This is a genomic window from Streptomyces sp. NPDC102283, from assembly GCF_044766265.1.
In the GTDB taxonomy this organism is placed as follows: domain Bacteria; phylum Actinomycetota; class Actinomycetes; order Streptomycetales; family Streptomycetaceae; genus Streptomyces.
In genome coordinates this window covers 18,107-32,446 of sequence record NZ_JBIWLQ010000030.1, presented here as the reverse complement: position 1 = coordinate 32,446, position 14,340 = coordinate 18,107, and the positions used below count along the sequence as shown (strand labels likewise).

Annotated in this window: 10 protein-coding genes; 5 read left to right on the top strand and 5 right to left on the bottom strand. The window is 71.9% G+C overall.

The genetic code is table 11. The features are described from left to right. Positions 1–3 precede the first annotated feature (3 nt). Both ACIRJT_RS36660 and ACIRJT_RS36655 read right to left on the bottom strand, forming a co-directional pair. Positions 4–1,026, bottom strand: a complete 1,023-nt coding sequence (locus ACIRJT_RS36660; RefSeq protein ID WP_403918341.1) for an ABC transporter substrate-binding protein — start codon at positions 1,024–1,026, stop codon at positions 4–6. Between the two features lie 315 nt (positions 1,027–1,341). Next, the gene (locus tag ACIRJT_RS36655) at positions 1,342–1,458 is read right to left on the bottom strand and encodes a putative leader peptide (protein WP_403918339.1); all 117 of its coding nucleotides are present in this window, start codon (positions 1,456–1,458) and stop codon (positions 1,342–1,344) included. A 199-nt stretch (positions 1,459–1,657) separates the two neighbouring features. Between ACIRJT_RS36655 and ACIRJT_RS36650 the strand changes: the two genes are divergently transcribed. After that, positions 1,658–2,443 (top strand): IclR family transcriptional regulator, encoded by a 786-nt coding sequence (locus ACIRJT_RS36650; RefSeq protein WP_403918337.1) that lies wholly within the window; start codon positions 1,658–1,660, stop codon positions 2,441–2,443. Between the two features lie 160 nt (positions 2,444–2,603). Then, positions 2,604–4,832, top strand: coding sequence for a DEAD/DEAH box helicase (locus ACIRJT_RS36645; RefSeq protein WP_403918334.1), 2,229 nt, complete (start codon positions 2,604–2,606; stop codon positions 4,830–4,832). A gap of 104 nt (positions 4,833–4,936) precedes the next feature. Here the strand turns inward: ACIRJT_RS36645 and ACIRJT_RS36640 are convergent, their stop codons facing one another. Then, entirely contained in the window at positions 4,937–5,986 is a 1,050-nt protein-coding gene (locus tag ACIRJT_RS36640) for a multicopper oxidase domain-containing protein (protein WP_403918332.1), read from the bottom strand. 325 nt (positions 5,987–6,311) lie between these two features. Here ACIRJT_RS36640 and ACIRJT_RS36635 point away from each other — a divergent pair, with 325 nt between their 5' ends. Continuing rightward, complete coding sequence (locus ACIRJT_RS36635) at positions 6,312–8,762, top strand: ThuA domain-containing protein (RefSeq protein WP_403918422.1); 2,451 nt, start codon at positions 6,312–6,314, stop codon at positions 8,760–8,762. Further along, positions 8,759–10,996, top strand: coding sequence for an OmpL47-type beta-barrel domain-containing protein (locus ACIRJT_RS36630; RefSeq protein WP_403918329.1), 2,238 nt, complete (start codon positions 8,759–8,761; stop codon positions 10,994–10,996). Before ACIRJT_RS36635 ends, ACIRJT_RS36630 begins: the two co-directional genes overlap by 4 nt. 15 nt (positions 10,997–11,011) lie before the next feature. Here the strand turns inward: ACIRJT_RS36630 and ACIRJT_RS36625 are convergent, their stop codons facing one another. Both ACIRJT_RS36625 and ligD read right to left on the bottom strand, forming a co-directional pair. After that, the gene (locus ACIRJT_RS36625; protein WP_403918326.1) at positions 11,012–12,079 is read right to left on the bottom strand and encodes an ABC transporter permease; all 1,068 of its coding nucleotides are present in this window, start codon (positions 12,077–12,079) and stop codon (positions 11,012–11,014) included. Next, positions 12,076–13,101, bottom strand: a complete 1,026-nt coding sequence (ligD, locus tag ACIRJT_RS36620) for a non-homologous end-joining DNA ligase (RefSeq protein WP_403918323.1) — start codon at positions 13,099–13,101, stop codon at positions 12,076–12,078. The genes ACIRJT_RS36625 and ligD overlap by 4 nt, the downstream gene beginning before the upstream one ends. A 76-nt stretch (positions 13,102–13,177) precedes the next feature. Between ligD and ACIRJT_RS36615 the strand changes: the two genes are divergently transcribed. Next, the gene (locus ACIRJT_RS36615) at positions 13,178–14,239 is read left to right on the top strand and encodes an ATP-dependent DNA ligase (RefSeq protein ID WP_403918320.1); all 1,062 of its coding nucleotides are present in this window, start codon (positions 13,178–13,180) and stop codon (positions 14,237–14,239) included. Positions 14,240–14,340: the final 101 nt, after the last annotated feature.

The window sequence follows — 14,340 nt, the reverse complement described above, 5'->3', positions numbered from 1 at the left end:
GGGTCAGGGAGTGACGGGTGGCGGGAGTACGGGCATGCCGTTGAGCGCTGCGGCGCGGCAAAGCGGTGCGGGGTCGGCCCAGGAGTCGATGTCGACGGCCTCGGGGAGGAAGCCGTGGGCGCGCAGGGCCTTCTCCTGTGCGGCGAGCAGGGCGAGGCGGCGCGGCGAGAGGTCGGGGTGAAGGGTGCGGTGCGTGCCGGGAAGGTAGGCGCCCGCGACCCCTTCGGCCCCGGCCCCGGTCTCGGCGCCGAGGATCCGGTCGACCTCGTCCGGCCGGTCGGCGGCCCAGTCGGCGGCCCGGAGCAGGACGGCCAGGAAGCGGTCGACGAGGCCGGGGTGTTCGTCCAGGAGGTCCTGGTGGACGGTGATGGGCCTCGGTGTGCCGTTGTTGATCCGGAAGGCGGGGTCGGGCAGGTCGTCGAGGTCGACGGCCACCTCCGCGCCGGACCGGCGGGCCGCCTCGACGGCGAGGGCTCCCTTGACGTACACCGCGTCGACGTCTCCCCGGCGCAGTGCGGCCAGTTCGGCCGACCACTGCTCCCGGGAACCGTCGGCAGGTACGTCGACCGGGACGGCGTCCGCGAGGCCGAGGCCCGCGGAGGCGAGGGCCCCCTCGAAGCCGCGCAGGGCCATGGCCCGCCAGAAGTCGATGGCGATGGGGTGGACCGGGAGGGCGATCCGCGATCCGCGCAGCGCGGCGGCTCCACGCAGGCCGGAGCCGGGGGCGGCCAGGATGCTCTGGCGCTCCTCGATCCAGGTGAGGCCGACGAGCCGGGTGCGCTCGCCGCGTGAACGCGCCCAGAGGGCGGGGACGTTGCCGCCTTCGCGGAAGAGGCCGGGCAGGGCGTGGGTGTAGTGCGCGGCGGGGTCGGCGTCGGGTTCGGCGTCCTGCAGGGAGCGCACCGTGATGCCGTCCCGGGCGAACTCGTCGGTGAGCCACCGCCGGTCGGCGGCGATGCCGGTGGCCGTGGGCACGGGACAACGGGTGAACCAGAGAGTGCGGGGCAGGACGGCGGCATGCGTCATGGAGGTGTCTTCCCGTGAGGTTCGGCTGAGCGGGCGGGGCGGGGGCCGGTGAACGGCGAGGAGTGCGATGCGCGGCTGCCGTACACGCCCCGTACAGCCCGGCTCGCCCCGCTGCGCCCGTGGAAGCGGGGCGCGGGGTGGTGCGCGGCTGGGGGGGGGCGGTTCGCGCGGACGCGGGAGGCGGAGCGTGTCGCGGATCGGCCGGGGGCTACCGGACCGTGGAACGGGACCGGACCGTGGAACGGGACCGGAACCGGAGCGTTGGACGGAACCGGGTCGGCGGCCGGGTGCGCGGCGTGCGGTGTACGGCGGCGGTCAGCGACAGGCGGCGCTGGAGACGCGGGCCAGGTCGATGTGGCGGCGCGCGGTGAGAGCGAGCGGCACCGGGACGCCGGGGGCGGAGGCTGACGGCACGACGGTGCGTCCGGGCATGGTCCACGGCTCCTTTCCGCTCGTCGGTGGGGACGGCCGAAGCCTGCCACGGATCTCCACGGGCCGACAACTCGCTTCCCATGATGTGGGATTCCATGTGAACAGCGTGTTTCTCATGAGGGATGAGCCGCTTCACAGTTCCCGTAATGTGGCAACGATGGAGCGCCCTTCCCCTGTTACGAGCGGAGAGTGAACCGATATGACCGAGACCGCGGCAGCACGCGCCCCGGGCGGCGCCCAGGCGGTCCGGAGGGCCCTCGACGTCCTGCACTGTTTCCACGACAACGGCCCCGACCTCAGCGCGTCCGACCTGGCCCGCCGCCTCGGACTTCCGGTCTCCACCGCCCACCGGCTCGCCCGGACACTGCTCGCCGCGGGCTTCCTGGAGCAGGATCCACGCACGTCGCGCTACCGCCTCGGCCCCGCCGTGACCGAGCTGGGCCGGCTGTCGTACCACCAGCGCGGGCTGCATCTGGCCGCGCCGGAGCTGGCCGACCTCGCGGAGCGGACCGGCGCGACGGCCGACCTCGCGCTGCGCGGCGGCCCGCACGCGGTGATCGTGGCCGGCGGCTCCGTCACCCCGAAGGTGGGGCTGCGCAGGCCGCTGCACTCCACGGCGCTGGGCAAGGTGCTGCTGGCCTGGGCCCGGCCGGGCGAAGGCGGCCCGGGCTCGCTGCCGCCCCTGCCCGCGTTCACCGACCGCACCATCGTCGACCCCGTCGCGCTGGAGCGGGAGCTGGCACGCGTGCGGGCCGACGCGTACGCCCTGAACGACGGTGAGTCGGCGCTCGGGGTGCGCACCCTGGCGGTGCCGGTGCTCGACGGTACGGGGCACGCCCGCTTCGCCCTCGCCGTACGGGCCACGCCGGAGGTGATCACCCCCGAGCGCACCGAGTGGCTGCTGGCCGAGGCCCGCTCCTGCGCCCGGGCCCTGGAGGTGCTGCTGCTCTCCCCCGCGCAACGCCGCCCGCCCGCCGGAGCGTAGCGCCCCGCCGCCCGACGCGTCGCGCGACTGTCCGGGTGCACGCCCGGGGCCTGTCGGCGGTGCGTGGCACGATGGCGGGAAAGCCGACGGAGGGGTCCCGGGGCAGTGGGACACCGGTCCCGGAGCGGATAGGACACCCTCCGGGAACAGAAGGACGTACATGAAGCAGAGCGGGGCGGCGGGCGGGACGGCCCTCGGGGCACTCGCGCACGGGGCCGCCGCGAGTCCGGTGCCGACCGGCGGCGCGGTCCGGGAGCTGCTCGCGCGGGCGGAACGGCTCCTGGAGAGCGCCCGCGCCGTGCCGGCGGACCGGCGAGGAGCGGTGGACGCCGTACGTTCCGTGCTCGACCCGCTGCTCGACTCCCTGGTGGGCCGGGAGCTGGCCGCCATCCCCGTCTCCCGGCTCAAGGACGTCACCGAGGGGCGGCTGCGTCTCGGGGCGCTGGAACAGGCCGGGTTCGGCACGGTCGGGCAGGTCCACGGCACGAACCGCTACGAGCTCCGGCAGCTCCCCGGCGTCGGTGCGCACACCGCCGACCAGGCGCTGGCCGCCGCCGCGCAGCTCGCCCACGCCGTGCGGGACACCGTCTCGGTGCGGATCGACGTGGACGCCCCGGACGACGCCGGCACCGCGCTGGTCGTCGCCCTGCACCGGCTGGTCGAGGCGGGTGTGGACGCGCGGCGCGCGGTGGACGCGGCCCGCCGGCTCGCCGAGCGGCTCGGCCCTCCGGTGGCGGCGGCCGCACCGGCCGGGAGCCGGGTGCGCATGCTGTTCACGGGTCGGGAGGCACGGGCGCGGGCGCGCGAGGCCGTCGGCTCGGTGCACGCGGCCGTGGCGGACGCCGTGGAGCGGGAGCTGCCGGTGCTCTTCGCGCAGGCCTCGGCCGACCTGCTGCGGTCACCGGCGTCGCCCGCCGAGGCCTGGGTGGACTTCGAGCTGCGGTCCGCCGAGTACTACAGCCTGCTCGCCGAGCTGTCCGGCAGCGGGCCGGACCGGGACGCCGCCGAGGGGTTCCTCCCCGCCGGGATCGCGGACCGGGTACGCGCGCTGCGCCTGGACGACACGCATCTGCGGGTGTCCCTGCGCGGCTACCAGGCGTTCGGGGCGCGCTTCGCGCTGGCGCAGAAGCGGGTCGTCATCGGGGACGAGATGGGGCTCGGCAAGACCGTGCAGGCCATCGCGGCGCTCGCCCATCTCGCCGCCCACGGCGAGAGCCACTTCCTCGTGGTCTGCCCGGCGAGCGTGCTGATCAACTGGACCAGGGAGATCCGGGCCCGCTCCACCCTGCGCGCCGTGCCGGTGCACGGTGCGGAGCGGACCGAGGCGTTCGCGGACTGGCGGGAGAACGGCGGGGTGGCGGTGACCACGTTCGACGCGCTGCACCTGCTGCCCGGGGCGGCGGCCTCGGTGCGGCCCGGGATGCTGGTCGTGGACGAGGCCCACTTCGTGAAGAACCCCGCGGCCCGCCGGTCGCGGGCGGTCGCCGGCTGGGCGGAGCACGTGGAGCGGGTGCTGTTCCTGACGGGCACCCCGATGGAGAACCGGGTCGAGGAGTTCCGCAGCCTGGTGCGCCAACTCCGCCCGGAACTCGCGCCGTCGGTCAGCGGCACGCACGGCGCCGCCGGTTCGCGGGCCTTCCGCCGGGCCGTGGCGCCCGCCTATCTGCGCCGCAACCAGGTCGACGTGCTGGCCGAACTCCCGGCGCTGGTACAGGTGGACGAGTGGGAGGAGTTCGGTTCCGAGGACCGGGCCGCCTACCGCGAGGCGGTCGCCTCCGGGCGGTTCATGCGGATGCGCCGGGCCGCCTACGCCGCGCCCGGGTCCTCCGCCAAGCTGGAGCGGCTGCGCGAACTGGTCGACGAGGCGCGGGAGACCGGCCTGAAGGTGGTCGTCTTCTCCTACTTCCGCGAGGTCCTCGCGACGGTCGGCGAAGCCCTGGGCCCGGACGCCTTCGGGCCGCTCTCCGGGAGCGTCGCGCCGGCCCGGCGGCAGGAGCTGGTCGACGCCTTCTCCGCCGTGGACGGGCACGCGGTGCTGCTCAGCCAGATCCAGGCCGGGGGCACCGGTCTGAACATGCAGGCCGCCTCCGTGGTCATCCTGTGCGAGCCGCAGATCAAGCCCACCCTGGAGCACCAGGCGGTCGCCCGCGCGCACCGGATGGGCCAGGTGCGTCCGGTCCAGGTGCACCGGCTGCTGGCCACGGACAGCGTCGACCAGCGCCTGGTGGAGCTGCTGGCCCGCAAGGACCGCCTCTTCGACGCGTACGCCCGGCGCAGCGACCTCGCGGAGACCACCCCGGACGCGGTGGACGTCTCCGACGCCGATCTGGCCCGGCGCATCGTCGAGGAGGAACAGCGGCGACTCGCGGACGACGCCCGCCGCCCGTGACCGTGCCCGCCCGACGCCGGGCGCCCGTGGACCGGCCCGCCCTCCGTCCACGACCGGGCCCGCCCCCTCCGCGGGCCCGGTGGCGGACGAGGGCACGGACGGGGTCAGTGCTGGTGTTCCCCGGCGCCCCTCGCAGCGCCCTTGTCGTCGTCCTTGTCGGCGTCCTTCGTCCCGGCCTTCTTCTCCGCGCCGCCCGCCGCGTGGTGGGGCTCGTAGCCAGGAATGGTGCCGTCGGCCTTCTTGATCAGCAGGAGCCCGGCCATCCCCATGTCGGAGTGGCTCTGGACATGGCAGTGGTACATCCACGCGCCCGCACCCACGCGTTCGCCCGCGATGATCTGGAGGCCGAAGGAGTCCGCGGGGCCACAGATCTTGTTGTCGATGACCCGGCTCGGGTCGTCGGGGCCGGTGAGGATGCCGGTCCGGTTGTCCGCCCAGCGGTGACCGTGGATGTGGAAGGTGTGGTAGTACTCACCGTGCGTGATCATCACGAACTCGAGCCGGTCACCCACCGTGGCCTCGAAGTTGACGCTGTTGTGGGCCGTCCTGTTGTTGATCATCATGTCGTTGAAGACGACCGTGCAGGTCTGGTCGGGCAGGATGTCGCCCTTGCGGCGCACGACGACCGGCCCGTACAGCCCCTTGCGGATGCCTCCGGTGCCGTGGTCCGTGCCGACGACGTGGTCGTGGTAGTGCCAGTAGCCCGCACTGCCGGGCTCGTACGTGCCGTCCTTGCGGAGGCGCGGGGCGTGGGTGCGCCAGGTGTACGTACGGGTGCCGCCGGGCTCGACGTGGCTCTTGTTCATCCGGGTGCCGTCGTTGGCGATGTCGTAGTCGACGCCGTGGACGTGGAGGCTGGCGTCGACGTCGGTGAGGTTCTCGAACTCGATGTGGACGGTGTCGCCCTCGTTCAGCTCGATGAGGGGGCCGGGGATCGAGGCCTTGCCCTTCTCGAAGCCGTAGCCCAGCTCGCCGTTCGGCAGCTTCTCGGCGTACATCCTCAGCCGGCGCACCACACCGCCGGCCGGGGCCGTACGCGGCGGATTCTCGGCTGAGCTCGCCTCCACCGCCCCCAACGACAACGATGTCACCCCGGTCGCGGCCGCGGCTGCGCCACCGACCAGCATCCGCCGGCTGAAGGTCCTTCGGTCCATGTCGAACTCCCCACTGCGATAACGAAACCGGCGATGCCGCCGAAACGGATCGGCGCTCACGGGATCCCGGAACGGGCCACACCGTAGCCGGGGCACCTCCGTTTATCCACACCCAGGACAAAGTTCACACGATTGCTGCCATACCTATTGGCGGACCGCGAAAAGAGGTCTAGCTTCGTGCGCTGTCGCAGTGAATCAAGAGGTACTGACGAAGAATGAGCAAGCCACAGTCACCGAGAGGTGCAGTGACCACAGAGGGGTGAGTGACCACATGCAGCGCGCATCACATCACCGGTCCAGATCGCGACGCGGCCTCGCGGCGGCCGTGGCGGCCGGCGCACTGACCGTGTCCATGCTGGGCAGCGGAGGCCCGGCCAGCGCGGATACGTCGCCGGACCGGGCCCTGGTGGAGAGGATGGCGACAACGTTGTCCCTACCGTCTCCGCCAGGTGCCGCGAAGCAGGTGAAGGTGCTGGTCTTCCACGCGTCGGCCGGCGACGAGGCACCGTACACGGACGCCGGGATCGCGGCGATCGAGAAGATCGGGCTGAGCGGCCCGGAGGCCGGACGGTTCACCACCGTGGCCACGGCCGACCCGAGGGTCTTCACCAACGGCAAGCGGCTCGGCTCCTTCCACGCGGTCGTCTTCCTGACCGGCGGGGGCGATGTCCTCGACCCGGAGCAGGAAGCGGGCCTGGAGGCCTACATGGAGGCGGGCGGCGGTTTCCTCGGCATCCATGACGCGGCGAGGACCGAGCCGTACTCGGACTGGTTCACCGGACTGGTCGGAGCGCGTCCCGCGGCGAACAGCCCGGCGTCCGCGCAGCGGGCGACGGTGGAGATCGGCGACCGGGTCCACCCGGCCACCAAGAACCTGCCGTTGGAGTGGAAGCGCCCCGACAGGTGGCTGAACTGGACGAAGAACCCGTCCGGCGAGGTGCACACCGTGGCGCGTGTGCGGGAGTTGACGTACAAGCCGGGCGCGAGCGCCAACGGCTGGGACCACCCGGTCTCCTGGTGCCGCGACTACGACGGCGGCCGGTCCTTCTACACGGCCATGGGCGGTACGGCGGACAGCTTCGCGGAGACCGACTTCCGCGACCACCTGCGCGGCGCCCTCGCCTGGACGAACCGGACCTCGCAGGCGGACTGCAAGGCGACGATCACCTCCAACTACACCGCCGAGCGCGTCACCCAGCCCAACCAGCCGGGCCAGAACGACCAGATCGGCGAACCGCACGGCCTGGTGACCGCGCCGGACGGCCGGGTCTTCTACATCGGGCGCGGCGGGGCCGACAGCTCCGTCCCGGTCGTCATCGACTGGAACGACCCGAACATCGGCAAGGGCAAGGGGGAGATCCACGTCTACGACCCCAAGACGAAGAAGGTCACCCTGGCGGGTGCGCTGGACGTCTTCGGCAACAAGGGCGGCGGCGACGAACTGGTCAAGGTCGAGGAGGGGTTGCTCGGCATCGAGCTGGACCCGGACTTCGCGTCCAACGGCTGGGTGTATCTGCACTACACGCCGCACGCGAAGATCGACCGCGACAAGCGCATGGCGACCCGTCAGGTCTCCCGCTTCACCTTCGACTCCGCGGCCAACAAGCTGGACCTTGCGTCGGAGAAGGTGCTGCTCCACTGGCCTGTGCAGATCAACAGCTGCTGCCACGCCGGCGGCGGCATGGCGTGGGACTCGAAGGACAACCTGTACATCGCGACCGGTGACAACAACTCCAGCGGATTCAGCGGTGGTTACTCCGGCAACAACCCGGAGCCGAATTACAAGGGCGTCGGCTTCGCCGATGCGCGGCGCACCGCGGGCAACACCAACAACCTCAACGGGAAGATCCTGCGGATCCACCCGGAGGGCGACGGCACGTACACCCTGCCGTCCGGCAACCTCTTCACCGGCGAGGAGCCGGACGAGGGTGGCGGGAAGACCCGCGGCGAGATCTATGTGATGGGCGTGCGCAACCCGGCCCGGATCTCGATCGACGCCTCGACGGACACGCTGTACGCGGGCTGGGTCGGCCCCGACGCGGGCGCCCCGTCCACCACCTGGGGTCCGGCGAAGTACGACACGTTCGCCGCGATCACCAAGGCGGGCAACCACGGCTGGCCGTACTGCATGGGCAACAACCAGCCCTACCGGGACCGTAATCTGCCCGACCCGAGCAAGCCGCTGGGCTGGTACGACTGCGACGCCCCGAAGAACGAGTCACCGCACAACGACGGCCTGGTCAAGATCCCGCCGGTGACCCCGAACACCATCTGGTACTCCCCGCAGGGCGGCGGCGTCGACTACCCGCGCGACGAGAACGGCGTACCGAGCTACAAGGCGGAGGAGGGCAAGGAACTGCTCCCCTGGCTCAAGGGCGGCGGGCAGGCCACGATGAACGGCCCGGTCTACCGCTACGACGCGCAGAGCGAGTCCACCGCCAAGTGGCCCGCCTACTGGGACGGCAAATGGTTCGTCGGCGACTTCTACGACGACACCCAGCCCCGGCACGCCGTGCTCACCGACCCGAAGACGGTCGGCAAGGGCGGACTGCCCACGCACGCCGAGTCGTTGAAGAAGATCATCCCGGTCGGGGCGGACGGCATCCGCAACCTGATGGACTGGAAGTTCGCGCCGGACGGCTCGCTGTACGTCCTGGACTACGGGCGCGGCTTCTTCACCTCCGACCCCAAGTCGGCGCTGTGGCGCGTGACGTACAAGGGCGGCGCCGCGACCCCTGCCGCCGAGGATCTCGTCGGAAAGGCGGCAGCGAAGTGAGACATCATCCGCACCTCGCACGCGGGCGGCACCGCCCGCCGAGCTTCTGGGTGGCCCTGCTGGCCTCCCTCCTCATGGTCCTCGGACTGACCTCGACCGCCGCGTACGGCAAGGGGGACGACGCGCCCCCGGCCGCCGCCGCCGACCAGGTGCTGACCTGGACCGCGGGCGACCCGATCGACCGCTATCTGTCCGCGCCGAAAACGGCGGTGGCCGGCAAGGCGACCATCGTCTTCGAGAACAGCACGGCCACCGGGAACACGACGAGCATGCCGCACACGCTGACGTTCGGCGTGTCGGACCCGGAGTTCAACAACGACGTCCAGCTGAACATCCTGGCCAACCCGGGCGACGCCGAGGGCGGCAAGCACAGCGTGGAGGTCACGCTGTCGCCCGGCCGGTACTTCTACCACTGCACGATCCCCGGCCACGGCGTGATGCAGGGCATCCTGACCGTCACCGAGGGCAGCGGCGAGGACACCGAGGCCCCCGCGACCTCGGCGAAGGTCGACGGCGACCGGAATGGTGACGGCGCGTACATCGGCCAGGCCACGGTCGGCATCGAGGCCACCGACGCGGGCTCCGGCGTCGACACCGTCGAGTTCGCCCTCGGGGCGGACGGCGAGTGGCAGCCCTACACCGCGCCCGTCGTGGTGAACGAGGTCGGCGACCACACGGTCCGCTACCGGGCCGCCGACAAGGCGGGCAACGTGGCGGCGGAGAAATCCGTCGACTTCGCGGTCGCCGCGCCGCCGACCGACGACGAGACGCCGCCGGAGACCTCGGCGACCGTCTCGGGCGAGAAGGACGACGCGGGCGCGTACCTGGGGATGGCCACGGTCACCGTGACCGCGTCCGACACCGGGTCCGGCGTCAACACCATCGAGTACGCGCTCGGGGCGGAGGGCGCGTGGCAGCCGTACACCGCACCGGTGATGGTCCACGAGCTGGGCGAGCACCAGGTCCGCTACCGGGCCACCGACCGGTCGGGCAACGTGGCGGACGAGAAGGCCGTCGACTTCAGTGTGGTCGAGCCGCCGTCCAAGGACCAGACGGCTCCGGAGACCTCGGTGAAGGTCGAGGGCGACAAGAACAGCGACGGCGCGTTCATCACCAGCGCCAGGGCGAGCGTCTCGGCGACCGACGACGACTCGGGCGTGAACAAGGTCGAGTACAGCCTCGACGGCGGTCCCTACCTCGCCTACACCACCCCGGTGATCGTCGACCGGGCCGGCCACCACTCCATCGCCCACCGGGCGACGGACAAGGCGGGCAACACCTCCGAGGCGAAGAAGGTGTCGTTCACCATCGCCCAGGGCGGCGGGGTTCCCGCGCCGAACTGCGCGGAGTTCGACGAGCGGCACACCGTCTTCGTCGGCACGATCGACACGGGCGTCCCGAACCGGATCACCCGTAACCGCTGCACGATCAACGAGCTGATCGAGGACGAGAAGGACTGGTCCTCCCACGCGCTGTTCCTCAAGCACGTGACGTCGGTGCTCGACAGGCTGAAGACCGACGGCGTCATCGACCAGCGCGAGCGCAGGGCGATCAACCAGGCCGCCAAGCAGTCGGGCATCGGCAAGCCGGGCCAGTCCGAGGGCTACACCAAGCTCTTCGACGGCACGGCGGCCTCGCTCGCCAAGTGGGAGCAGGTGGGCGGCGGCAAGTTCGAGCTGAACGAGGAGGAGGGCTCCATCACCAGCTCCACCACGGTGGACGGGATGGGCATGCTGTGGCTGCCGAACCGGGCCTACGGCGACTACTCGCTCAAGCTCCAGTGGCGCGACGACGCCCCCGGCAGCGGCAACGCCAACGGAGGGGTCTTCGTCCGCTTCCCGAAGGTCCACGACCACCCGGAGGAGTCGCGTCCGGAGTGGGTCGCCATCAAGTACGGCCATGAGATCCAGGTCAACGACCGGCCGGACGGCGACATGTACAAGACCGGTTCGGTGTACGGCTTCGACCGGGTGGGTCTCGGCGGCGCCGGGGTCACCCCGAAGGGCACCTGGAACGACTACGAGATCAAGGTGGTGGACCAGCACTACGAGATCTACCGCAACGGTGTCCTGATCAACGAGTTCGACAACACCGGTGGTCAGCTCTTCGAGCCGCCGCGGGGCGACGACCCGGGCACCGACGGCCGGCGGTTCGCCTCCGGCTACATCGGGCTCCAGGTGCACGGCGTCACCGACGTCATCTCGTACCGCGACATCCGGATCAAGGAGCTGTAACCCGCCGCGGCGCTCTCAGGTGGCCGCGTCCGCATGCTCCGGCGTGCGGGCGCGGCCACCGGGGTGTCGGTGGCGCCACACCCAGAACACCGTGCAGGAGACCAGCGCCCACCCGGCGAGGACCAGGTACGGGAAGACGAACTGGTGGCCCTGGTAGTAGACGGCGGTGTGCTGGGCGTTGACGGAGGCGCCCGGCGGCAGCCAGCGGCCGATGTGCCCGAGCGCCGAGGGCAGCAGCGGCCAGGACACCGCGCCGCCGGAGGACGGGTTGCCGAGCAGCACCATGACACCCCAGGTGGGGATCATCGCCCAGCGGCCCATCAACGTGTTGAACATGGTGAAGACCATGCCGGAGGTGAACATCGTGAACGCCAGGATCAGCCAGGACTGGACGAACGGCAGGTCCACCGCCCCGAGCCACCAGTCCACGGCCGCCGCGATGGCGAAGCCGCCGAGCAGGGCGTAGGCGACGGTGAAGCCGATCCGCTCGGCCGGGTTCAGGCCGTGGGCGTGCACGCTGAGCTGGATCGCGCCGAGGAAACCCATGATCACAGCGGCCAGCGAGATGTAGAACAGGGCGAGCCCGCGCGGGTCGCCCCGCTGGAGCGGCTTGATGTCCCGGACCGTGACCTCGACCCCGGTGGCGTCCCCCACCTCCAGGCCCGCCTTGCCGAGCAGCTCGGCCACGGACGCGCCGGAGGCTCCGGCCACGTCGAGGGCCACTCCCCCGTCGGACGCGCGCACGATGGCGAAGACCTTCTGCTCGTCCAGGGCGCGGCGGGCGTCGGCGACGTCGGGGTAGTCGCGCAGTTCGAGGGAGGCGTCCAGGGCCTTCTCCAGGCCCGCGACGAACGCCTCGCCCCGCTCCACCGACGGCCGGGTGACCAGGGCTGCGGGGATGCGGTGCGGGGTGGGGTCGGCCATCGCGTACGTGTAGGAGCCGGCGAAGAGACCGGCCGCGGCGGCGACGATCAGGACGAGGACGGTCGCGGGGAGGAACGGGCTGTTCTTGTACGCCTCCCAGCGCTCGCGGAGGGTCGGGGTCCGCCTGTGCGCACCGTGCCGGTCACCGCCCTCGCTCACGCCGTCCCACCGTCGTCGTCGTGGCGGGCGCGGCTGGGCTGGACGCGCTTGGGCTCGCCGGGCATCTTCGGATACTCCGGCGGATAGGGCATGTCGCCGAGCCCGCGCTCCTTCTCGTCCCGGTCGGCCAGCTCCAGCAGGGCGTCGAGCCGGAACGCCTCCTGGTCCATGTCGGCGTGGACGTCGCCGAGTTCGGCGTAGCGCGCCGGGAGCGTGACGATGTCGAAGTCGCGCGGTTCGGCGTCGTCGATCTCCTCCCAGCGCAGCGGCGCGGAGACCGGCGCGTGCGGGAAGGGGCGTACGGAGTAGGCGGAGGCGATGGTGCGGTCGCGGGCGGTCTGGTTGAAGTCGACGAAAATCCGCTCGCCGCGCTCCTCCTTCCACCAGGCGGTCGTCACCCGCTCGGGCATCCGCCGCTCCAGCTCGCGCCCGACGGCGATGGTGGCGCGCCGCACCTCGGTGAAGGTCCAGGCGGGCTCGATGGGCACGAAGACGTGGATGCCCCGGCCTCCGGAGGTCTTGGGCCAGCCGCGTACGCCGAGGTCCTCCAGGACGGAGCGCAGCTCATGGGCGGCGGTGACGGCGTCCGCGTAGTCCGTGCCGGGCTGCGGGTCCAGGTCGATGCGGAGTTCGTCCGGGTGGTCGGTGTCCCCGTCGCGGACCGGCCAGGGGTGGAAGGTGAGGGTGCCGAGGTTGGCGGCCCAGATCACGGCGGCGACCTCGGTGGGGCAGATCTCGTCGGCGGGCCGGCCGCTCGGGAAGGCGATGCGGGCGGTGGGGATCCACTCGGGGAGGTTCTTCGGGGCGCGCTTCTGGTAGAAGAAGTCGCCCTCCACCCCGTCGACGAAGCGCTGGAGCGTGGTCGGCCGGTGGTTCAGGGCCCGGGTGATCCCCGGCCCCACCGCCAGGAAGTAGTCGGCCACGTCCCTCTTGGTGTAGCCCTTCTCCGGGAAGTACACCTTGTCCGGGTTGGACAGCCTCACGGCACGTCCGCCCGCGTCCAGCTCCACCGCTGCTCCCATGACGGCCACCGTAGGCCGGTCGCACATATGCCGCACATCGGGAGACACGGGCGGGGTCGCGGTCCAGAATCGGCGCATGGACCTGCCGGTGATGCCGCCCGTGAAGCCGATGCTCGCCAAGTCGGTCTCCAAGATCCCGCCGGGCATGAGCTACGAGGCGAAGTGGGACGGCTTCCGGGCGATCGTGTACCGGGACGGCGACGAGGTGGAGATCGGCAGCCGCACGGGCAAGTCCCTGACCCGCTACTTCCCCGACCTGGTCGACGTCGTACGGGAGAACCTCCCGCCGCGCTGTGTGATCGACGGGGAGATCGTCATCGCCCACGAGGGACGCCTCGACTTCGAGCAGCTCGGCGAGCGCATCCATCCGGCGGACTCCCGGGTGCGGCTGCTCGCCGAGCAGACGCCGGCGAGCCTGATCGCCTTCGACGTCCTCGCCGTCGACGACACCTCCCTTCTCCCCACCAGGCAGGCGGACCGGCGGGAGGTGCTGCGGGCCGCGCTCTCGGAGGCGTCCGCACCCGTGTACCTCGCCCCGGCCACCACGGACATCGAGGTCGCCCGGGACTGGTTCGAACGGTACGAGGGGGCCGGGCTCGACGGGGTCGTGGCGAAACCGCTCGATCTCCCCTACCGGCCGGACGTCCGGGCGATGTACAAGATCAAGCACGAGCGGACCGCCGACGTCGTGGTGGCGGGCTATCGCGAGCACAAGAGCGGTCCGGTCGTCGGCTCGCTCCTGCTCGGCCTGTACGACGCCGACGGCGTGCTCCAGCACGTCGGGGTCTGCGCGGCCTTCCCGATGAAGCGGCGCGCAGAGCTGGCCGAGGAACTCGCCTCGCTGCGCGTCGAGTTCGCCGAGCACCCGTGGGGCGCCTGGGCGGACGCGGCGGCGCACGAGCAGTCCCGGCTGCCGGGGACGCAGAACCGCTGGTCCGGCAAGAAAAACCAGTCCTGGGTGCCGCTGCGCCCGGAGCGCGTGTGCGAGGTGGCCTACGACCACATGGAGGGCGACCGGTTCCGGCACACCACCCAGTTCCGCCGGTGGCGGCCGGACCGGTCCCCCGCCGGCTGTACGTACGCGCAGTTGGAGGAGGTCGTCTCCTACGACCTGGCCGAGGTGCTGTCGGGCGGCTGACCCCTGCTCACCGCGCCCGCTCGGACATGCCGGGCGTTTGCCGGGGAACATTCCCCTACGGGAGAGGGCTCATCCGCGGCGGGTGGGTCCTCTCCCGCCGC